This window comes from Tundrisphaera macrotermitis (assembly GCF_051175315.1).
Lineage (GTDB): Bacteria > Planctomycetota > Planctomycetia > Isosphaerales > Isosphaeraceae > Tundrisphaera.
The window spans coordinates 3,949,397-3,971,170 of sequence record NZ_CP195100.1 but is presented as its reverse complement, the minus strand read 5'-3'; the positions used below and the strand labels follow the sequence as shown (position 1 = coordinate 3,971,170).

At 71.4% G+C, this 21,774-nt stretch carries 9 protein-coding genes; 5 read left to right on the top strand and 4 right to left on the bottom strand.

From position 1 onward, the window contains the following. Positions 1-15: 15 nt before the first annotated feature. On the bottom strand, positions 16-2,091 hold the full coding sequence (uvrB, locus tag TA3x_RS15910) for an excinuclease ABC subunit UvrB (protein WP_435015638.1): 2,076 nt from the start codon (positions 2,089-2,091) through the stop codon (positions 16-18). Between the two features lie 46 nt (positions 2,092-2,137). Continuing rightward, positions 2,138-2,497 (bottom strand): ComEA family DNA-binding protein, encoded by a 360-nt coding sequence (locus tag TA3x_RS15905; protein WP_435015637.1) that lies wholly within the window; start codon positions 2,495-2,497, stop codon positions 2,138-2,140. A 432-nt stretch (positions 2,498-2,929) separates the two neighbouring features. Here TA3x_RS15905 and TA3x_RS15900 point away from each other — a divergent pair, with 432 nt between their 5' ends. The 5 genes from TA3x_RS15900 (at position 2,930) to TA3x_RS15880 (ending at position 13,586) form a co-directional block, all read left to right on the top strand. Next, complete coding sequence (locus TA3x_RS15900; RefSeq protein WP_435015636.1) at positions 2,930-5,434, top strand: PSD1 and planctomycete cytochrome C domain-containing protein; 2,505 nt, start codon at positions 2,930-2,932, stop codon at positions 5,432-5,434. A gap of 19 nt (positions 5,435-5,453) precedes the next feature. Then, complete coding sequence (locus TA3x_RS15895) at positions 5,454-6,899, top strand: DUF1501 domain-containing protein (protein ID WP_435015635.1); 1,446 nt, start codon at positions 5,454-5,456, stop codon at positions 6,897-6,899. A 198-nt stretch (positions 6,900-7,097) separates the two neighbouring features. Continuing rightward, positions 7,098-8,642 carry an efflux RND transporter periplasmic adaptor subunit gene (locus tag TA3x_RS15890; protein WP_435015634.1) on the top strand — a complete coding sequence of 515 codons (1,545 nt, stop codon included), beginning with the start codon at positions 7,098-7,100 and terminating at the stop codon, positions 8,640-8,642. A 69-nt stretch (positions 8,643-8,711) separates the two neighbouring features. Continuing rightward, complete coding sequence (locus tag TA3x_RS15885; protein ID WP_435015633.1) at positions 8,712-11,828, top strand: efflux RND transporter permease subunit; 3,117 nt, start codon at positions 8,712-8,714, stop codon at positions 11,826-11,828. Positions 11,829-12,017: 189 nt separating this feature from the next. Then, complete coding sequence (locus TA3x_RS15880; protein WP_435015632.1) at positions 12,018-13,586, top strand: TolC family protein; 1,569 nt, start codon at positions 12,018-12,020, stop codon at positions 13,584-13,586. A 25-nt stretch (positions 13,587-13,611) separates the two neighbouring features. Here TA3x_RS15880 and TA3x_RS15875 read toward each other — a convergent pair whose 3' ends face one another. After that, a complete protein-coding gene (locus tag TA3x_RS15875; RefSeq protein WP_435015631.1) occupies positions 13,612-15,597 on the bottom strand; it encodes a fructose-bisphosphatase class III in 1,986 nt (661 codons plus the stop codon). An 86-nt stretch (positions 15,598-15,683) separates the two neighbouring features. Next, on the bottom strand, positions 15,684-21,662 hold the full coding sequence (locus tag TA3x_RS15870) for a hypothetical protein (protein ID WP_435015630.1): 5,979 nt from the start codon (positions 21,660-21,662) through the stop codon (positions 15,684-15,686). Positions 21,663-21,774: the final 112 nt, after the last annotated feature.

Sequence of the window (21,774 nt, the reverse complement as noted above, 5' to 3'; positions counted from 1 at the left end):
ACCTCGTGGGGGAAATCATGGCTGTGGCTTGGGCTTGCGGCCCCCTCGCTTGCCGCCGCCCGCCTTGGCCTTGTCGCGGGCCTTGGTGGCCTGGGCCGAGGCGGAGGGGCGGGCCTTGCCGCCGGACTTGGCGGTCTTGACCTGCATGATCCGGTCGCGGATGGCCGCGGCACGCTCGAACTCCAGGTTCTCGGCGGCCTTGAGCATCTCGGCCTCCAGCTCCTGGATGTATTCCTCGGTGATCTCGGTGGCCTCGTCGCGGCCCACCGCCTTGCGGGCCTCATTCTTGGCCTGGACCTCCTCCTCGATCCCCTTGCGGATGGCCTTCTTGATCGTCTCGGGGGTGATCCCGTGCTCGGCGTTGTACGCCATCTGGAGCGCCCGGCGTCGGGAGGTCTCGTCGATGGCCCGCTGCATCGAGTTGGTCACGGTGTCGGCGTACAGGACGACCTCGGCGTTGACGTGCCGGGCCGATCGGCCGATCGTCTGGATCAGCGAAGTCTCGCTGCGGAGGAACCCTTCCTTGTCGGCGTCGAGGATGCAGACCATCGACACCTCGGGCAGGTCCAGCCCCTCGCGCAGCAGGTTCACGCCGACCAGGGCATCGAAGGCCCCCTCGCGCAGCTCGCGGAGGATGGTCACCCGCTCGAAGGCGTCGAGTTCGGAGTGGAGCCACTTGCAGGTGAGCCCCTGCTCCACCAGGTAGCGGGTCAGGTCCTCGGCCAGCCTCTTGGTGAGGGTCGTGATCAGGACGCGTTCCCCCTTGGCGGCCCGTTTCTTGGCCTCGGCCAGCAGAGCGGGGACCTGGCCTCGGGCCGGCTCGATGCGGACGATCGGATCCAGGAGGCCGGTCGGGCGGATGACCTGCTCGACCACCTCGCCGCCGGACATCGTGATCTCGTAGTCGGCCGGGGTGGCCGAGACGTAGACCCTTTGGCCCATCTTCTTCTCCCACTCGTCGAACCGGAGCGGGCGGTTGTCCAGGGCGCTGGGGAGGCGGAACCCGTGCTCGACCAGGGTGCTCTTGCGGCTGAAGTCGCCCGCGAACATCCCCCGGACCTGCGGCAGGGTGACGTGGGACTCGTCGATGAACAGGACGCTATCGGGCGGGAAGAAATCCAGGAGGGTGTTCGGGGTCTCGCCCGGCTTGCGGCCCGACAGGGCGCGGCTGTAGTTCTCGATGCCGGAGCAGTAGCCGACCTCCAGCAGCATCTCGATGTCGTAGCGGGTCCGGGCCGCGAGTCGCTGGGCTTCCAGGAGCTTGCCCTGCTCCTTGAAGGTCTGGAGCCGTTGCTCCAGCTCCTCGTTGATCGCCTCGACGGCCCCCTTGATCCGCTCCTCGGGCAGGACGAAGTGCTTGGCCGGGTAGATGGCCATCTCCTGCTTCTTCTCCGTCACCGTGCCCGAGGTCGGGTCGATCACGGCGAGGGTTTCGATCTCGTCGCCGAACAGCTCGATCCGGAAGCCGAACTCCTCGTAGGCCGGCCACAGCTCGACCACGTCCCCCCGGACCCGGAACTTCCCGCGCGAGAAGTCGATGTCGTTCCGCTCGTACTGGATGTCGACGAACCGGAGCAGCATCTCGTCGCGGTCGATGATCTGGCCCACCTTCAGCGGGACGGTCATCTTGCGGTAATCCTCGGGCGAACCGAGCCCGTAGATGCACGACACGCTGGCGACCACCAGCACGTCGTTGCGGCCGATCAGGGCGCTGGTGGTGGCCAGGCGGAGGCGTTCGATCTCGTCGTTGATCGACGAGTCCTTCTCGATGTAGATGTCGCGCTGGGGGATGTAGGCTTCGGGCTGGTAGTAGTCGTAGTAGCTGACGAAGTAGCGGACGGCGTTGTGGGGGAAGAACTCCTTGAACTCCCCGTACAGCTGCGCGGCCAGCGTCTTGTTGTGCGACAGCACCAGCGCGGGGCGGTTGAGCCGGGCGATGACGTTGGCCATCGTGAAGGTCTTGCCCGACCCGGTCACGCCGAGGAGCGTCTGGTGCTCCTTCTTGTCGCGGAGGTTCTGCGTGAGCTGCTCGATCGCCTTGGGCTGGTCGCCGGCCGGCTCGTAGGGGGCCACCAACTGGAAGTCGGGCATGGTCGAGTCGCGGGGCGTTGGGCCCCGCCCGCGGAGGTCCCAGGGTTCAGCGGGTCACGGCGTCGGCGGTCGGGTCGAAGAGGAGGTGCGGGGTAAGGGCCCGCGCCTTCGCCGGCCCGATCCCCCGGACCCGGCGATCGAGGTCGTCGATCGAGGCATAGGGGCCGTCGGATCGCCCCTCGACGATGCGGCGGGACAGCGCGGGGCCCAGCCCCGGCAGCGCCCCGAGCACCGCCTCCGGGGCCCGGTTCGCATCGGCCTGGAGGGCGGGGAGCCGTTGGGAGGGTGCGCCCTTTTGCGGGGCGGCCCAGGCCAGCGGGAGCGCCAGCGTCGCCACGATCGCGATCAGGGCGACGCGGACCGGGCCGTCCCAGCCCCAGATCGGGCGATCCAGATCGCGTCCCATGATCGGCATCGCCCCTCGGCTTCGCCCGGAGATCATTGCCATTGAATGCCCGTTCAGTCTACACCGAAGGCCGACGCCGGCTCAAGGGATTCGCCCCGGCGTTCGGGCCTGGTCGGATCGTGCGGGGCATGACAACACAATGGGAAAACCACGCGGATTTCGCTTCGCATCCGGTACGATCGTCGTTTATGCTGGCCCTGGCCATCGACCGCGGATCCTGCGCCGCCCCGGCCCCGCCCCGCCCGAACCGACCCCCCGATCGACCGGGCGAGATGCCCCGGACCCGAGCCGGCGGCGAGGTGCCCGGAAGTTCCCGCCGTTCATCGAGTTCCCGCGTCACGCCCTCCTCGATGCGATGCCCCGGCCGGCCGGCTTGCCCGGACGGCCCGGCCCCGCGAAGATGAGACGAGGAATCCCAGGGGAGACGAATCGATGCGTCCGACCACGGCCTTCGGGCAGCGAGACCAGGCCAACTTCCGCCCCTGGCGACTCGCCCTGTGGATCCCGTGGCTGGTCCCGATCGCGCCGGCGCCGGCCTCCGGGTCGGACGCCGAGCCCGGCCCCGAAGCGGTCCGGTTCTTCGAGTCCGAAGTGCGGCCCCTCCTCATCGAGAATTGCATCTCCTGCCACGGCCCCAAGAAGCAGGGCGGCAAGCTCCGGCTCGACTCGCGGGCAGGCGTGCTCTCGGGCGGCGACAGCGGCCCGGCGGCGGTCCCCGGCAAGCCCGAGGAAAGCCTGCTGGTCGAGGCGATCGAATATCAGGGGCTGGAGATGCCCCCCAAGGGGAAGCTTTCCGACGAACGGCGCGCCATCCTGACGCGCTGGATCGCGATGGGCACCCCCTGGCCCGGCGGCGACGAGGCGATCCCCGCCCCGACCGCCGAAGCCCGCCCCAAGATCACCGACGAGGATCGCGCCTTCTGGTCGTTCCAGCCGGTCCGGCACCCCGAGCCCCCGGCCGTGGATGACGGCGGGTGGTCGCGGAATGCCATCGACCGCTTCGTATTCGCGAAGCTCCGGGAGTCCGGGCTGACGCCGGCCCCCGAGGCCGATCGGACGACCCTGATCCGCCGCCTCTCGTTCGACCTGCTCGGCCTGCCGCCGACCCCGGAGGCCGTCGACGCCTTCGTCGCCGACGCCCGGCCCGAGGCGTACGACGAGCTGGTCGAATCGATGCTGGCCAGCCCCCGGTATGGCGAGCGCTGGGCCCGGCACTGGCTCGACCTGGTGCGCTACGCCGACTCCGACGGCTACAACGAGGACGCCGAGCGGCCCGACGCCTTCCGCTACCGCGACTACGTGGTCAAGGCGTTCAACGAGGACCGGCCCTACAACCGCTTCGCCGCCGAGCAGCTGGCCGGCGACGAGATCGACCCGGACGACCCCGAGCTGCGCGTGGCGGCCGGCTACCTCCGCCTGGGGACCTACGAGTACAACCAGAGGGACGTGCACGGCCAGTGGGACACCATCCTCAACGACATCACCGACGTGACCGGCGACGTCTTCCTGGGGATGGGCCTGGCCTGCGCCCGCTGCCACGACCACAAGTTCGACCCGATCCTCCAGCGCGATTACTTCCGCCTGCGGGCCTTCTTCGAGCCGATCTGGCCCCGCGACGAATTCGCGCTGGCCTCCCCGGGGGAGAAGGCCGATCACGACCGGGCGACGGCGGCCTGGGAGGCGGACGCCGCGCCGATCCTGGCGCAGATCGCCGACCTGGAACGTCCCATCCTGGAGAAGGAGGTCACCACCGCCTTCAATCGGTTCTCCGAGGAGATCCAGGCCCTCCTGAAGAAGCCCCGGGCCGAGCGGACCCCCGCCGAGCACCTGATCGCCGAGCTGGCCTACCGGCAGATCGTCGACGAGCACAAAAAGCTGCCGGCCGTGATGAAGAAGGGCAAGGTGAAGAAGGAGTGGGAGGAGCTCCAGAAGCGTCTGGCCGAATCCGCGACGCCCCGGCCCGCCCCCCTGCCGACGGCGATGACCGTCTGCGACGTCGGCCCGATCGCCCCGCCCACTTACATCCCCGGCGATCGCTCGAAGACCCCGGTGGAGCCCGGCTTCCTGACCCTGCTCGACCCGTCCCCGGCGTCGATCGTGCCCGTCGCCCCCGAGTCGACCGGCCGCCGCTCCGCCCTCGCCGCCTGGATCGGCCGGGCGGACAACCCCCTGACGACCCGCGTGGCCGTCAACCGCGTCTGGCAGTCGCACTTCGGCCGGGGGCTGGTCGGCACGTCCAGCGACTTCGGCCGCAAGGGGGACCGGCCCAGCCATCCGGAGCTGCTCGACTGGCTGGCCTCGACCTTCGTCCAGGAAGGCTGGTCGCTCAAGGCGATGCACCGGCTGATCCTCCGCAGCGCGACCTATCGCCAGGGCGCCGAGCACCCTGCGCCCGAGGTCGGCATGAAGGCCGACCCGGAGAACCGCCTCCTGTGGCGGATGACGTCGCGGAGGCTGGAGGTCGAGCCGATCCACGACGCGATCCTGGCCGTCAGCGGTGAGCTGGACGCCTCCGTCGGGGGCCCGGCCGTCGATTTCAGCAAGCCCCGGCGGATGGTCTACCTCAAGGTCCTGCGCAACAAGCGCGACCCGCTGAGCGACGGGTTCGACGCCCCCGACAGCTCCAGCACCACCCCGCAGCGCAACATCTCGGTCACGCCCCTCCAGGCCCTCCTGATGATCAACGGCCCCTGGGGGCTGGAGCGGGCCCGGGGGTTCGCGCGGAGGGTCGGCGACGCCGCGCCCGACGAGGACGGCCGGGTCGAGCTGGCCTACCGCCTGGCCTTCGGCCGCAGGCCCGACCCGTCCGAGCGGGCCGATGCCCGGGCCTTCCTCCGCGACCAGGCCGCCCGCTCCGCCGAGGAGCCCGAGAAGACGGCCCTGGTGGATTTCTGCCACGCCCTGCTCAACGCGAGCGAATTCCTCTACGTCGACTAATCCCGGTGGGACCCCGATCATGACCGACCCGAGGACGATGACCCGTCGCGAGATGCTCACGCGGGGCGGCGGTGGGTTCGGCGCGATGGCCCTGGCCTCGCTCCTGGGCGCCGGCCCGGCCCGGGCCTCGGACCGGGCGGCGCTCCCGTCGTGGACGACCCCCGCCCGCGCCAAGAGCTGCATCTTCGTGTTCATCGAGGGCGGCCCCAGCCACATCGACCTGTTCGACCCCAAGCCCCTGGTCAACGAGCTGGCCGGTCAGAAGCTCCCGCCCAGCTTCAAGCCGGTCATCCTGCCGATGGGCGAATCCAACGCCCCGCTGATGGCCTCGCAGCGGAAGTGGAAGCAGCACGGGGAGGGCGGGCTCTGGATCTCGGACTGGCTGCCCGAGATCGCCGGCTGCGCCGACGACCTCGCCGTGATCCGGTCGTGCTGGTCCAACGGGCTCAACCACGTCGGCGGCGTCTGCCAGATGAACACCGGGTCGACGCTGGCCGGCCGCCCGTCGCTGGGCAGCTGGGTGAACTACGGGCTCGGCTCGGAGAACGCCAACCTGCCCGGCTACGTCGTGCTCCTGGACCGGCCCAGCATCGTCGCGGGCGGGCCCCGGAACTGGGGCGCCGGCTTCATGCCGGCCACCCACCAGGGGATCCGCCTCGGGGCCGCCCCCGACGTGATCCCCAACCTGGAAACCCCCAAGGAGGTCGGCCCCGATCGCCAGCGAGGCAAGCTCGAATACCTCCGCCAGATCAACACCCGGCACGCCGAGACCCGCCCCGAGCAGACCGAGCTGGAAGCCCGGATCCGCGCCTACGAGCTGGCCTTCCGGATGCAAGCCGAGGCGCCCGAGGCCGTCGACATCGCCGACGAGAGCGAGGAAACCAAGGCCCTCTACGGCCTCGGACAGAAGGAGACCGAGGTGTTCGGCCGCAACTGCCTGCTGGCCCGCCGCCTGGTCGAGCGCGGCGTCCGGTTCGTCCAGCTCTACCACGGGGCCGGCTCGAAGTGGGACGCCCACAAGGGGATCGAGAAGAACCACTCCGACCTCTGCCGGGCCATGGACCTGCCGGTCGCCGGGCTGTTGAAGGACCTGAAGCGGCGCGGCCTGCTCGACGAGACCCTGGTGATCTGGGGCGGCGAATTCGGCCGCACCCCGATGTCCGAGCAGGGAGACGGCCGCGACCACAACCCCTACGGCTTCACCATGTGGATGGCCGGTGCGGGGATCCAGGGGGGCCGGACGATCGGGGCCACCGACGAGGTGGGCCTCCACGCCATCGAGGACCGGATGCACGTCCACGACCTCCACGCCACGGTCATGCACCTGATGGGGCTGGACCACACCAAGCTGGTCTACCTCCACAAGGGCCGGCCCGAACGAGCGACCCTCAACGAGGGCGTCGTCTCGACCAGGCTCGCCGGGTCCCCGGCCGAGGTGCCCGCGGGAAAATCCACCGGCGCTTGATCCGGTCGGATAAGATGAATGTAATGTCAGCCGGTCCCGACCCGCCGGCCCTTCCAATCGACGAGGGCATCACGCCGAGTCGTCCTTTGCCACGACTCGTCTCGCCCTCGGGGCGTCGTCCCCGAGCGAAGAATGCCCTTCGCCAGGTCGGCGCCTCTGCTGAACCGGGCCCCGGCGGCCCGGCGGGGTGATCGTTCGATGTCGAAATTGAGTCAATCCTGGGAGAAGCGTCCGGTCCGGATCGCGACCTGGTCGCTCCTGGGGATCGCGGCCGTCGCCGCGGCCTTCCCGTTCGCCTGGGCCAAGCTCCGGGGGAGCGAGGCCCGCCAGGGCCATCCGGCCGAGCAGGCCGCGGCCGCCCGGGAGCAGGGCGAAGCGAACCCGGTCCAGGCCGAGGCGGGCGTGGTACTCCTGACGGCCGATCAGCAGAAATCGATCGGGCTGGAGGTCGCCCCGGCGGAGCCGAGCCCCGGCTCGGAGATCATCGAGGCCCCCGGCAAGGTCACGCCCGACGAGACCCGGTTCGCCTACATCACCCCCAGGGCGGCGGGCGTGGTCCGCAACGTGTCCGCCCAGATCGGACAGGACGTCCGCGCCGGGCAGCTCCTGGCGACCATCGATAGCCCCGAGGTGGCCCAGGCCCGCCTGGAACTCCTGACCAAGGAGCAGATGCTCGACGTGGCCCGGACCCGGGCCGACTGGCAGGAGGGGATCACCGCCGCCACCCTCGAACTGATCGACCAGCTCAAGAACAACGTCCCGCCCGAGGAGATCCGCCGCCGGTTCGAAGGGCGGGCCATCGGGGCCGATCGCGAGCGGCTGCTGACCGCCGACGCCAATCGCCGCCTGACCTGGACCTCCCTGGAGCGGAACAAGGACCTGCTCAAGAACAACGCCGTGGCCCTGTCGCGTTATCAGATGGTCGTGGCCGAGTACGAGTCGGCCCTGGCCACCTACCAGGGGCTGATGGACCGCGTGGGCGTGGAGACCCAGCTGGCCAACACCCTGGCCCAGCAGGAGCTGCGCGCGGCCCAGACCTCGACCCGCGTCGCCAAGGAACGGCTCCGCGTCCTGGACGTCCCGCTGGAGCCGGATGAGGCCCCCCTGCCGGAAGGGCCCAAATCCCCGCCCGCGTCGGATACCTCGACCCAGCCGCTGAGCACCTACACGATCCGGGCCCCCTTCGATGGGGTGATCCTGGACCGGGAGATGATCGTCCCGGGCGTCCCGGTCGACCTGGCGCGGCGGATCTTCACGATGGCCGACCTCCGATCGGTCTGGGTCGAGGCGAGCGTCCACGAGAGCCATTTCGCCCTGCTGGGGGCGAGCGACGGGGCCGAGGTCCTCCTCAGCTCGCCGGCCTACCCGGGGCGGACCTTCGCCGGCAAGGTGATCTACACCGGCGACCTGGTGGACGAGAAGAGCCGGATGGTGAAGCTGCTGGCCCGCGCCGAGAACCCCGGCCGCGAGCTGAAGCCTGGCATGTATGTGGACGTCGCCATCCACACCCAGGGCGGGCGGAAGGCCCTGGTGGTCCCGTTCTCGTCGCTGGTGACCGAGGCCGATCGGACGTTCGTCTACGTCCGCGACGGCGACGAACGGTTCCGCCGCCGCGACGTGGTCGTCGGGGATCGCATCAAGGACAAGGCGTTGATCCTGGGGGGGCTCGAACCCGGCGCCCAGGTCGTCAGCCAGGGGGCGTTCAAGCTCAAGGCCGAGGAGATCCGGCGGTCGGGCGGCTGACGCCGGGCACGCCGGCGCGTCGTCCTCCACCCTTCGATCTTCCCCTGACCGCGAGGTTTGCATCCCGCCATGTTTGAATCGCTCGTCAACGCCTCGATGCGCCATCGCGGGGCGGTGGTCCTCGGCATGTTGGCCCTGGTCGCCTCCGGGGTCTACTCCCTCCTGAACCTCCCCATCGACGCCGTGCCGGACATCACCAACGTCCAGGTCATGGCCCTGACCAGCGCCCCGGCGCTGGGCCCGGAGGAGGTGGAGCAATTCATCACGATCCCGGTCGAGAATGCCATGAACGGCATCCCCTCGGTCCAGGAAGTCCGCTCGTTCTCGCAGTTCGGCATCTCGGGCGTCACCATCGTCTTCCGCGACGGGACCGACATCTACTGGGCCCGCCAGCAGGTCGGCGAGCGGCTGAACCAGGTCCAGTCGGAAATCCCCAAGGAATTCGGCGAGCCGGAGATGGGGCCGATCGCCACCGGGCTCGGCGAGATCTTTCAGTTCGAGGTCCGGGACGACCCGAAATCGAAGTCCAATCACACGCCGATGGAGCTGCGGACGATCCTCGACTGGGAGGTCGCCCGCCGGCTCAAGAGCGTCCCGGGCGTGGTCGAGGTCAACGCCTTCGGCGGGCTGATGAAGACCTACGAGGTCCGCCTCGACCCCAATCGCCTGGCGGCCCGCAACATCTCGGCCACCCGGGTCTTCGAGGCGATCCGCCGCAACAACAGCAACTCGGGCGGCGGCTACATCCAGCGCAACGGCGAGCAGCGGATCATCCGCGGGGTCGGCCTGGTGGACAGCCTCGACGGGCTGGGGTCGATCGCCCTGGAGACCACCGCCGGCGGCACCCCCATCTTCGTCCGCGACGTGGCCGAGGTCGCCTTCGGCCCGCTGATCCGCAACGGTGCGGTCACCCGCGACGGACGCGGCGAGGTGGTGACCGCCACCGTCCTGATGCTGGCCGACGAGAACGCGCGGGTCGTGGTCAACCGGATCAAGGCGAAGCTCGCGGAGATCCAGAAGACGCTGCCCGAAGGCGTGATCATCGAGACCTACTACGATCGCGCCACCCTGATCGCCCGGACGATCTCCACGGTCGCCAAGAACCTGGCCGAAGGGGGCATCCTGGTCATCGCCGTGCTCCTGATCATGCTGGGCAACCTCACCGCCGGGCTGATCGTGGCGCTGGCGATCCCGCTGTCCATGCTGTTCGCCGGCAACCTGATGCTCGGCCTGGGGATCACCGGCAGCCTGATGAGCCTGGGGGCGCTGGACTTCGGCCTGATCGTGGACAGCGCGGTGATCGTGATCGAGAACTGCGTCGGGCGGCTCGGCCACGCCGACAAGTCGGCCTCGGCCAAGGAGGTCATCCGCCGGGCGACGCTGGAGGTGCAGAAGCCGGTGGTCTTCGGCGTGGCGATCATCACCACGGTGCACCTGCCGATCCTCGCCCTGGAAGGGGTCGAGGGGAAGATGTTCCGGCCGATGGCCCTGACCGTGATCTTCGCCCTGGTCGGGTCGCTGATCCTGTCGCTGACCGCCACGCCGGTCCTGGCGTCGTTCTTCCTCAAGTCCGGCCTGTCGGAGAAGGAGACCTGGCCGGTCCGGCTGGCCAAGGTCGTGTATCGGCCGGTCCTCCGCACGGTGCTGGCCCACCCCGTCGTGGTCACGCTCGCCTCGATCGCCATGCTCGGCGCCTCGATCCCGTTCGCCCACAGCCTGGGCGGGGAGTTCATCCCCAAGCTCGACGAGGGGGACATGGTCGTGATCCTCACCCGGCCCCCCAGCGCCGGGCTGACCGAGGGGATCGCCGACACGACACGGCTGGAGCGGGCGATCAAGGCCGCTTATCCGACCGAGATTCGCTCGATCGTCAGTCGGACCGGCCGGCCGGAGATCGGCATCGACCCGGCCGGGGTGAACTCGACGGACGTCTTCGTGTTCCTCACCGAGCCCGACCTCTGGACCAAGGTCCATGAGAAGGAGGAACTGATCGAGGGGATCGCCAAGATCTGCGAGACGACCCTGCCCGGGACCTTCGTCAATTTCACCCAGCCGATTGACGGCCGCTTCAATGACCTGCTGGCCGGCGTCCGCGGCGACGTCGGGCTGAGCCTCTACGGCGACGACCTCAAGGTCCTCCAGGAGAAGGCCGACCAGCTCGCCGCCGTGCTCAAATCCACCCCCGGGGCGGTCGACGTGAAGGCGCAGGTGCTGGGCGGCCTCCCGTTCCTCCGGATCAACGTCGACCGCGAGCGGGCCGCCCGCTACGGGATCGACGCCGCCGACGTGCTCGACGTGGTCTCGGCGCTGGGCGGGGTGGAGGTCGGCCAGGTGGTCGAGGGGCAGCGGCGCTTCCCGCTCCAGGTCCGGTTCAAGTCCGAGTACCGCAACGACATCGACGCGATCCGGCTCCTCAAGGTGGCCGACCCCAACGGGCGGCTGATCCCCCTGGAGGACGTGGCCGACATCACCCTGGAGGACGGCACCTACGAGATCTGGCGGAAGGATCGCGAGCGGAGGGCGATGGTCCAGGCCAACGTCCGCGGCCGGGACCTCGCCGGCTTCGTGGCCGAGGCCCAGGAGCGGGTGGCCCGGGAGGTCGAGCTGCCCCGGGGCTCGGTCCTGGAATGGGGCGGGACGTTCGAGAACCTCCAGTCCGCCACCAAGCGGCTGACCATCGTCGTGCCGATCGCCCTGATCCTGATCTTCCTCCTGCTGTTCGTCACGTTCGGGTCGTTGAAGCTGGGGATCCTGATCTTCCTGTCGGTCCCGCTCGGGGCGGTGGGGGGGATCCTGGCGCTGTGGGCCCGGGGGCTGAACTTCAGCATCTCGGCGGGTGTCGGCTTCATCGCCCTCTCGGGCGTGGCCGTGCTCGACGGCCTGGTCCTGGTGTCGGCGATCCGCCACCTGATCGAGGCCGGCGAGGACGTCCGGGAGGCCGTGGCCGACGCCTCGATGTCGCGGCTCCGGCCGATCCTCATGACCGGCCTGGTCGCCAGCCTCGGGTTCGTGCCGATGGCGTTCTCGCACGGGTCCGGCGCCGAGGTCCAGCGGCCCCTGGCCACCGTCGTCATCGGCGGGCTGCTGACCAGCACCCTGCTCAAGCTGATCGTCCTGCCGGCCATCTACCCCTGGTTCGACCCCGGGAGGCCGAACCGGGAGGCGGCCGATGCCTACCCGTCCTGAATCCCGGTCGCGCCGAGGGCGCGGGTCGTGACGTCGCCGTCGACGCGGCCCGCCTCCTCGGGGGCATGATCATCGAATGGGGGGCCGATAGAAAAAGGCATCAGGGGGCCGCGATGGATTCGCGGATCGGGGGTTACCGCAGCCGGCGGGGCCCGCCCATTCCCACGCCGATCATGGAGGATCGTCCCGATGCCCGCCCTCTCACGCCCGCTCGGTATCGCGTCCGCCCTGTGGCTCGCCGTCGGCGTCGGGTCCATCCGGGCGCAGAACCTCCCGTCGGAACGCCCGGCCCGGCCCGCCGACGCGTCGAGCCTCGGCCCGGCCATCGGATCGGCGGGCCTCTCCGGCGACTCGCCCGGCTCCCAGGGTTCGATCCTGGGGACGCGCCCCGGCGCCGGCAGCCCCCGCGTCCCGGCCGGCCTGACCGAGCCCGGCGGGGGCCGCGTCGCCCCCCTGCCCGAGATCGGCCCGCTCGCCCCGCTCGCCCCCACCGAACTCCCCGCGTTCGGCCCGCTCACCCTGCCCACGCAGGAGGACGAAGGCCCCGCCGACGGGCTGACCCTCGACGATGCGATCGCCCGCCTGCTCTCCGCCAACATCGACCTGCGGTCCAAGTACCTGGAGATCCCCCAGGCCCGCGCCGACGTCCTGACGGCCGGCCTGCGCGGCAACCCCCTGATCTTCGCCGACACCCAGCTCGCCCCGTACGGCAAGTATTCCCCCGAGCGTGCCGGCGGCCCGACCCAGTATGACGTGAACATCACCCAGCCGTTCGACCTGTCGGGCAAGCGGGCCGCACGCACCGCCGTCGCCTGCCAGGCCCTGAAGGTGCTGGAGGCCCAGTACCAGGACGCCGTCCGCCAGCAGATCGGCAACCTCTACAACGCCTACGTCGACGCCCTGGCGGCCCGCGAGACGGTCCGCTTCGTCGAGGCCAGCGTGGCCGGGCTGGACCAGTTCCTGGAGGTCGTCAAGTCCCGCCGCAAGGCCAAGGATGTGACGCTCGCCGAGGTCAATCGGGTCGAGATCCAGCGCGAGTCGGCCGCGATCGCCCTGGAAGCCTCGCAATCGGCCCTCCGGCAGGCCAATCGCAACCTGGCCCTCCTGCTCGACATCCCCCCGGACCAGGCCGAGAACCTCGCCCTCCGCGGGACCCTCTCCGATCGCCTCCCCCCCCCGCCCTCGTCGGTCGAGCTGACGGGTCTCGCCCTGGCGGCCCGGCCCGACCTGGCCGCCTATCGTCTCGGCGTGACCCGGGCGAATGCGGACGTCCGGCTGGCCCGGGCGGAGCGGTTCTCGGACGTCTACGTCCTCTATCAGCCTTATACGTTCCAGGACAACTCCCCGTTCAACACCAAGAGCGCCACCTCCTGGGCCCTGGGCGTGACCGTCCCGCTGCCCATCTTCAACCGCAACCAGGGCAACATCGAGCGGGCCAAGATCAACGTGTCGCAGACCCAGCTCGAACTCCTGTCCCGCGAGCGGCAGGTCGTCGCCGAGGTCCGCCAGGCGGAGCAGGATTATGCCCTGACCCGCGCCGCGGTCGAGCGAATCGAGCGGGTGATGATCCCGGCGGCGACCCAGGTGCTCGACGAGGCGAGCCGGCTGTATCGCGGCGGCGAGGCCAACATCGTGTCCTACCTGAACGCCCGCAACGACTACAACGAGGTCGTCCGGCAGTACCGCGACACCTCGGTGCGGCACCGCCGGGGCATGCTCAACCTGAACACCGCGCTGGGCCAGCGGCTCCTGCCCTGACCCGGGCCGGCCCCGCCGAGGGGCCTCAGGGGGGGGGCCACGCCCCGGGCTCCCCCTGGCGGACGGCGTTCTCCCGATAGGCCTCGATCAGCCGGCCCAGCATCCGCATCTCGCAGCGGATCTGGTCGCCGCGCTCGGTGTCGGCCATCCGGTGCGGGTGGGCCCACTCCCGCACCACCGAGACCTTGGGGATGATGTCCACCCCGTCGCGGATGGCCGCCTCGACCGACTCGAAGTGGGAATGCTCGGCCAGGATCGTCCGGTCGGCCTCCAGCACCAGGGTATATCCGTGGTCGCCGTAGGCCTCCGAGAACGCCCCGTCGATGGTGATGGCCTTGCCGCTCCGCTTGACCGGGTCCTCGCCGGCCTCGATCTTCACCGGGACGTGGCCGTTGACGATCAGCCCCGCCCCGGGGTCCACGCCGAACTCGGCGAGGATCCGGTCGCAGAACCAGGGCTCGTGGATCAGCTCGAAATACGGGTTCTTGGTCTCGCGGTGGGTCGCCTTGTCGGCGATGAAGTCGCGCTCCAGGGTGGTGATCCGATCCTTGCCGAAGAGGGGCGAGCGGTCCCCGCCCCAGAGGTACCAGAGCAGGTCCAGGTCCTTCCGGTCCCTCCGCTCCGCGGCCCTGCGGATCGCCCGGTCGATCGCGTCGAACAGCCGTTTCCCGCCGACCGATTCCCCGTCGATGCTCATGGCCAGGAAGCGGCCCTCGCGGTCGACCGGCACGCACCCGTGGAAGATCAGGCAGCCGTCCCGGACCAGGGACATCGAGCAGCGGCCCACCAGGTAACGCATGTGCTCGCCGAGCTTCTGGCTCGACAGGAACGAGCGGCGCAGGCGGTCGATGCACTTCTGTTCTTCGTCGTTCAGGGCATACGGGTCGGCCGGGTCGACCGTCGGCAGGTGCGGGTCGGCCAGCGGGTAGCCGATCCCGTCCACCTCGATCGTCCGCGCCTCCAGGTCGATGCGGTGGAGCAGGCGGCGATGCTCCATCTCCCACTGGGGGTTGCGGGCGATCACCCGCCCTTCCAGCTTGAATTGCATGACCGCCGCCGCCTTCTGCATCCGGGCGACGAGCGAGGCGTCGCGCATCCCGGAGGCTTTTGGCATGAAGCCGGCGGCCGGGTCGTCGCCATAGCACACCCGCGCCAGGTGTTCCAGCGGGGTGAGCGGGATGCTGTACCCCTCGTCGAGCTGGCCGAGCCGGCGATAGCGGAGCGACACCCGCAGGACGTGGCAGATCAGGGCCTCGTGCCCCAGGCTCGCCCCCAGCCAGGCGATGTCGTGGTTGCCCCAGATGAACGAGACGTTGGGCTGCTGGCGGAGGTAGTCGAGCACGCGGTCCCCCCGGGGCCCGCGGTCCCAGCAGTCGCCGCCGATGATCAGCTCGTAGATCGCCAGGTTGCGGACCAGGCGGGCCGTCAGGTGGATCAGGTGCAGGGCCCGGCCCCGGGTGAGCAGCTCTCCGACGATCGCCTCGACGAAGCTGCGGTCGCGCTCCGTGGTCGGCTGGTGGAGCATCTCCGCCATCAGCTCGCGATACTCGGGCGGGAAGACCTCCATCGCCCTCTTGAGGCTGTACCGCGCCGCCAGGACCCTGACGAGTTCGAACTCGTGGCGCAGCGTCCGGGTGCAGAACGACCGGAGTTCCTCCGGGTCGGTCATGGTCTGTTCGAGCCGCTCGACCATCTCCGCCGGGTAGAAGATGAGGGTGAGGAACTCCTGGAACTCCTCGGGCGACATCGTCGCGGCGAACAGCCCCTGGACCAGCGGGCGCAGGGTGCCCGAGGCGTTGTTGATGACGTGGCGGAGCTTCTTGTCCTCGCCGTGGACGTCGCTGATGACGTGGATCGTCCCCTTGGGCAGGGTCAGGACGGCCGCCAGTCGGGCGATCTCCGCCGTCGCCGAGTCGATGTCGGGGAACCGGCCCGACAGGGCGCGGAGGGTGATCAGCTCGTAGTCGCGGGCGTCCCGCCCCCGTTCGTCGTCGCCTGCCCGCGTATCCATGGCCGATGAGCCCAAGAGGGTGGATCGTGCATCGAGCCAAGACATTCGCCCGGCGACGCCGGCCTGTCAACCTGGGCCCGTCCACGTCAGGGGCTCCATTCCTTGATCTGGCCGACCACGCGGAGGATCTCCAGCCGCTTCTTCTCGAACAGGGCGAACACCGCCAGGATGACCACCCCGGCCACCACGCCCGACGCGGCCCACAACCACGTCTGCCGGAGGTCCACGGCGGCGTACCAGATGATCGAGAACAGCGCCAGGGAGAGGAACCCCAGCCCCAGGAACAGGAACCCCCGGACCCGGAGCCAGATCCCGGCGAAGATCCCCGCGATCGACAGCCCCGCCAGCACCCCCGGCAGCCAGGGCGCCCGCCCGACCCCGGTCAGGACGATGTCGGCCGTCGAGGCCAGGTAGATCGCCATCGCCGAGGCATAGCGGATCCCAGCCATCTGGGACCGGCTCAGGCGATCCCGGTTCAGGTAGGCCCCGATCAGCACGCACAGGGCGGGTGGGATCACCCACAGCTGCGGGTGATCCGCCAGGCTCAGCCTCTCCTGATGCGCGAGCCAAGTCCAGAGGGCCCCGTTGCCGGCCAGCGTCGCCAGCGAGCCGAACAGGAGCGACGACCGCATCGTCCCCAGGACCGCATACAGGCACCCGACCAGGGCCAGGTAGACCACGCCGTCCCCCGGCCGGGGCGGCATCCAGAACGAGGCCAGCAGGGGCAGGAGCGGCAGGAAGGCCCCGGTCCGCTCCAGGGGCACGGACAGGACCATCCGCCCCTGTCGCCGGAAGACCTCCGCCAGCCCGACCCCCGCGAACGCCAGCGCCATCAGCATCAAGGGCCAGTATTGGACGAACCGGCCCGTGAAGATCCAGGGCAGCGACAGCTTGAGGTGGGCGCCGAGCGCCGCCAGCAGCAACTCGGCGCCGTAAACGTAGGCGGTGCGGCCGCGCTCGCTCAGGCCCAGGGGGTCCCGGCCCGGCACCACCGCCGCGACCAGCGCGGCCGCCGCCGCCCCGACGAGGCTCAGGGCGATCGTCGCGATCGCCGGGGCCGCGATCAGGATCGGCCGCCCCTGGAGCCTTTCGCCGATCTCGACCCCGAGGATGAGCACCAGGGCCGCCAGCGCCAGGCCGAGGAGGGAGGGGACCAGCCGTCGCGCGGCGCGGGTCCAGTCGTCATCGCGTCGGGTGAACTTGGCCAGCCCGAGCCCGTAGAGCGCGGCCCCGCCGGCCGTCGCGGCCAGGACCACCGCCGCGCGGTCGAGCATCGCCGACGCCGAGCCCGGGGCGATCCCGGCCCAGCCCAGGGCGATCGCCCCGAGGACGCCCACGGCCAACGCCATCGCCTGCAACTGCGTCCGCCTCGCCCCCCGGGCCAGCAGCCCGATCGCCAGGGCCTGCGCCAGCGCGGAGTTGGCCGAGGCCGTCCGGAGCGCGACCTCGCGGTCGTCGAGGATCGTCCCGAAGGCCAGCCCGATCACCCCGGCCGCCAGGGCGAGGTTCGCCGGGATCAGCCACAAAAGATTCGCCCCGGGGTCGTCCAGGGCGGGACGCGGGAAGCCCAGCCGATCGGCCAGGGCACGAAGCCCCGCGCGGCGGCTCCACAGGTAGCTCGTACCCACCGAGTACGCCGCCAGGACCATCGTGCCGGTCCAGGCCAGCCACCGGGCGGGGAGGTGGAACTGGGCCACGACCCAGCCCGACGCCACCAGGCCCAGGAGGTACAGGCCCGCGACCGGCGCGCGGGCTCGCTCGTCCCGGAGCCCGCTGCCCATCGCCAGGGCGGTCGCCGCCAGGGCCAGCCATCCCAGCAGGGTGATCGAGTCATTCGGGGCGAACCAGGCCCCTTCCCCGAGCGAGGCGACCACGACCATCGCCATCGCGACCAGGGCCAGCCACGCCACGACCTGCTGGAACGGGGCCGATCGCGCCCCGATCCGCCGTTCGATCCTCAGCCACAATGGCGCCGGCACCGCCAGGGCGATGATGTTGACCAGCGCCAGGTCGATCGGCGCCGCCCAGGCGGTCCAGGACGACCGGGCGCACCACCAGAAGGTCGCGGCCAGGTTCAGCAGCAGCGCCGCCGGCTTCAGGTAGCCGGGCCATCCCGACCACCCGGCGAGGATCGCCGCCAGCCCGCCCATCAACGCCAGCCCGCCCACCGTCCACCACGGCGATTGCGGGTCGGACCAGTATCCCCGGATGGCGAAGGCCACGACCACCATCAGGACCAGGGTGCTCCAGCGGGTCACCGCGAGCCGGACGCCGCGGGCCACCCGGCCGGCCTGCAGCCCGGCGTTCCTCCAGGCGACCAGGGGCAACAGCACCCCCGCCATCGCCTGGCCCACCATCAGCCCGTGATAGGTGAACCAGTTGCCGGGATCCCGGAAGGCCAACCCCATCGCGAGGAAGGCGGCCAGCGCGACCGCGCCCAGGCCCGCCCAGTCCGGGTCGATCGGCCGCGCCAGCAATCGCGATCGCAACGAGACCGACCCTGCCGCCAGCCCCAGTGCGATGAAGCCCAGCGGCCCGGCGACGACCAGGTTTGTCGGCGACGCGGCCGGATCTTGCCAGAGGGCCAGCGTCCCTCCGACGATCGGGGCCACGGCGAAGGCCGCGGCGATCGCGACCGTGGTCGTCATCAGGGCATCGGACGAGATCGGCCCGGCCCCCCCGCGACGACGCCTCGCGGCCGCCAGCCCGCCCATCCAGGCCAGGGCGGTCGCCGCGGAGACGATCGCGTTGATCTGATGCAGGTACGTCCAGAATCGGCCGTCGAAGGCCATCCCGCCCGAAAGTCGTGCCAGAACGAACCCGAGCGACGCGGCCAGGTTCGCGACCAGCCCGGCCGCGAACGCGGAGCCCGACGACCGCTCGCGGATCGCGAACCCGACCAGGGTCGCCGCCAGCAGCAGGAGCGGCGGCACGACCGACCCGATCAGGCCGAGGCGGCCGAAGATCGTGCCCGGCGGCGGGCCGACCGGCGTCCCTCCGGCCAGGATCACCCCCAGGATGGTCCAGACCTGGAGCGCGATGGGGAAGGTTCCCAGGCCGATCGCCATCCCGGTGGCCTGGCCTCGCAGGTCCACGACCTGATCGGGCCCGGCCCGCCAGCCCAGCCGATCGGCCCAGCGGGCCAGTCGCCCGCGTCCCCAGATCAGGAGCGACGCCAGGAACAGGGCGATCGCCCCGCCCCAGCCCAGGGCCGAGGCCGCGGCCTGGCTCGACTCCCATCGGCCCGCCGCCAGCGGGGCGGCCATCATGGCGACCGCCAGCGCGACGAGGAGGTCGAGCCGGCGGAACCGCTCCCACATCCCGGCCAGCATCACGGCGATCGCCGAGCCCCACACGGCCCAATGGATGATCCCGATCCGCAGGAAATGCGGGATCCCGGGGATCCTGAACGCGTGGACCGAAGCGACATCGCCAGAGATCGGCCCGGCCCAGCGTCCCAGTTCCCGGGCCACGCCCGGCGCGGCGGCGTCCAGGGCCACCATCACGGCCAGGGCGACGACTGCGAACCGGATCCACCGATCCACGGCCGGCCAGGCCGGGTCGATCAACGGGCCGAGGGTCGGCATCAACTTCGGCCGGCGGCGGAGGGCCACCCGGGCCCCGATCCAGGCCAGGCAGTAGAGCCCGAGCGCGACCGCCTGCTTCAGGATCATCCCGGGGTCGGCCCGTCGCGGCCGGGCCTGGCCGAGCCAGGGAAAGGTCTCGACCAGCGCCGGGACCGCAAACACGACGGCCCCGGCCAGCGCGGCCTGGCCCATCCCGAACAGGGCGGGCGAGGCGAACCGGAACGCCAGGGCGACCCACACCGCCGAGAGCCAGGCAGCATCCGCGGCGACAACCCGCCGGAAGCTGTGCTCGCCGACGAGGATCAGGACCGCTGCGGCGGCCACGGATGAGAGCAGCGCCGACCCGTCGAGGATCGGGCCGAAGATCCGGCCGGCCGGCCGGATCGGGGCGGGCTCCTCGCCCTCCACGCCGGGGGCCCTCCTGCCGCCGGGCGTCAGCAGGAGCCCCGCCAGCACGGCCAGGGCCGCGTGCCCCAGCAGGGCGACGATCACCGGGAGGTGCGGCCGGATCGGGAACCCGCCGAAGGTGAGTCCCTGCATCAGCGAGGCCAGCAGCAGGGCCGATCCCGCCCCGGCCAGCCCCCGCGCCAGGGCCGGGGTCCGGGCCAGCCAGAGGGCGGATGCGCCGGCGATCAGGGCATGGCCCAGGTAGACCCAGGTCGCTCCTTCCGGGTCGCCCGCGCGGCCGAAGCCGTGCCACGTCACCAGGGCCAGGCTGGCCAGCGCGGCCAGCGCGGCGACCAGGCCGAACGCCTGGGCATCGTGCCGCCGCCCCGCCCGGGTCCCGGCCGCCGCCACCACGCCGAAGGTGAGCACGAACGGCATCAGGGCGGTCCCGCCCCCGGCCGACAGGAGGACGCGCGCGGCCTCCGCCGAGGTGATCCCCGACCAGCCCATCCGGCCGGACGCGATGGCCCAGCCCACGAGGTAGGCCAGCGACAGGCAGGCCCCGGCCAGGACGTGGGCGGCCGGGACGCGGAAGGCGAACGCGATCGCCGTCAGCACGGCGAAATCCAGCAGGGCCACCGGCATGATCCGCGCCGGGCTCGGCCAGGCCAGGGCCACGCCGGACAGGAGGATCAGCGTCCCGGCCGCCGCGATCGCGGTCCCGGCCGTCCGATAGCCGACCAACTCCCGGGCCGCCGCCCGCCTCCAGAGCAGGAGGCCCGGGGCCAGGATCGTCGCGCCGATCAAGGGCGCCAGCGGCGCCATCCGCCCGGGGATCTGCGGGGCCGGCCCCGCATGGGCCAGCACCAGCCCGAAGGCGACCGCCGCCGCGAACGTCCCCAGGCCGAGCAGGCGGAGCATCTCGGCCGCCCGTCGCTCACCGAACTCCGGCCCGCCCCGCGATCGCGCGGACCACCCGCCCAGGGCCGCCGCCTGGGCCAACCAGGGGATCGCCCCGAGACCCAGCGCCAGGTTCAACGACCCGCCCGCATCGACCGCCCGGCGGAGCAGGAGCATCGACGCCGACGGCACGATCACCCCCGCCACCAGCGTCCACGGCGCCAGCCCGACCAGCCATCGCCCGGCCCGCCAGACCAGGACCGCGAACGCGGCGATCGCCGCAACTTCGCCCGCGAGCCCCCAGGCCGGCTCGACCCGCCCGCCCCGGACCAGCGAGGCCACCGCCAGGAAGTTCAAAGGGGTCAGCAGGGTCGCGATGATCAGGAGCCCGGCGGCGGTCGTCGGCAGCTTCCACCGACGCTCCGCGTGCCCGCCCAGAGCGAACAGGAGTGCGGTCACCCCGTTGAACAGCCCGTACTTGATCCAGGGCCGCTCGGCGATGCTCGACCAGAAGCTCAGCACCAGCGCCATCGAGCAGCCGACGATCAGGAGGCCGCCGACCAGCTCGCCCCAGCGGATGCTCTTCTCCTCCAGGAACGCCGACAGGACCTCGAAGATCCGGTGCGGACGGCCCGCGGCGGGCGCGGGCGGAGGCGGGGGCGGGGCCTCGTCGGCCGTCCTGGCGGCGAGGGCATCGCGGTAGGCCCGGGCCCGCTCCGGGAGGTCGGCCGGCGTCGCGGCGGGCGCCTCGGGCTCGGGGGCCCATCGGACCACCGGGGCGGCCGCGACGGGCTCGGCGATCGGCGGGGCCGCGGGCGTCGCGATCGGGGCGGGGGCCTCGGCCCGGATCTCGGCGAGGAGGCGGTCCTTCAGGCCGGGCGACACCAGCCCGAGCTTCGCATAAAGCTCGATCCGGCGGCCCAACTGGGCCAGGAGCAGGTCGGGCCGGGGCGGCGCGGGACGCTCGGAGGGATCGGGATTCCAGCCGCACAGGAGGCACGGCATCGGCCCGGCCTGGGGATTCCAGGTGTTGCCGCACCTCGGGCACATCGCGGCCTGCCGGGCCGGCTCGATCGGCCGGCGGCCCAGCATCAGCAGCCGGCGGTTCACGGCGAAGGCCAGGACCCAGATCCCGTGGCCGACGACGGCGATCAACGCCACGCCGACGATCAACGCGAGGAGGACTTCCATGACGGGCTCCCGATGCGGACCGGGCGCGCCCGCCGGTCCATCCGCTGAACGATCCCTCGCGCCAGTCCCGGGGCCCATGATGCCCGAGACCTGGGCGGGATCAAGTGCATTC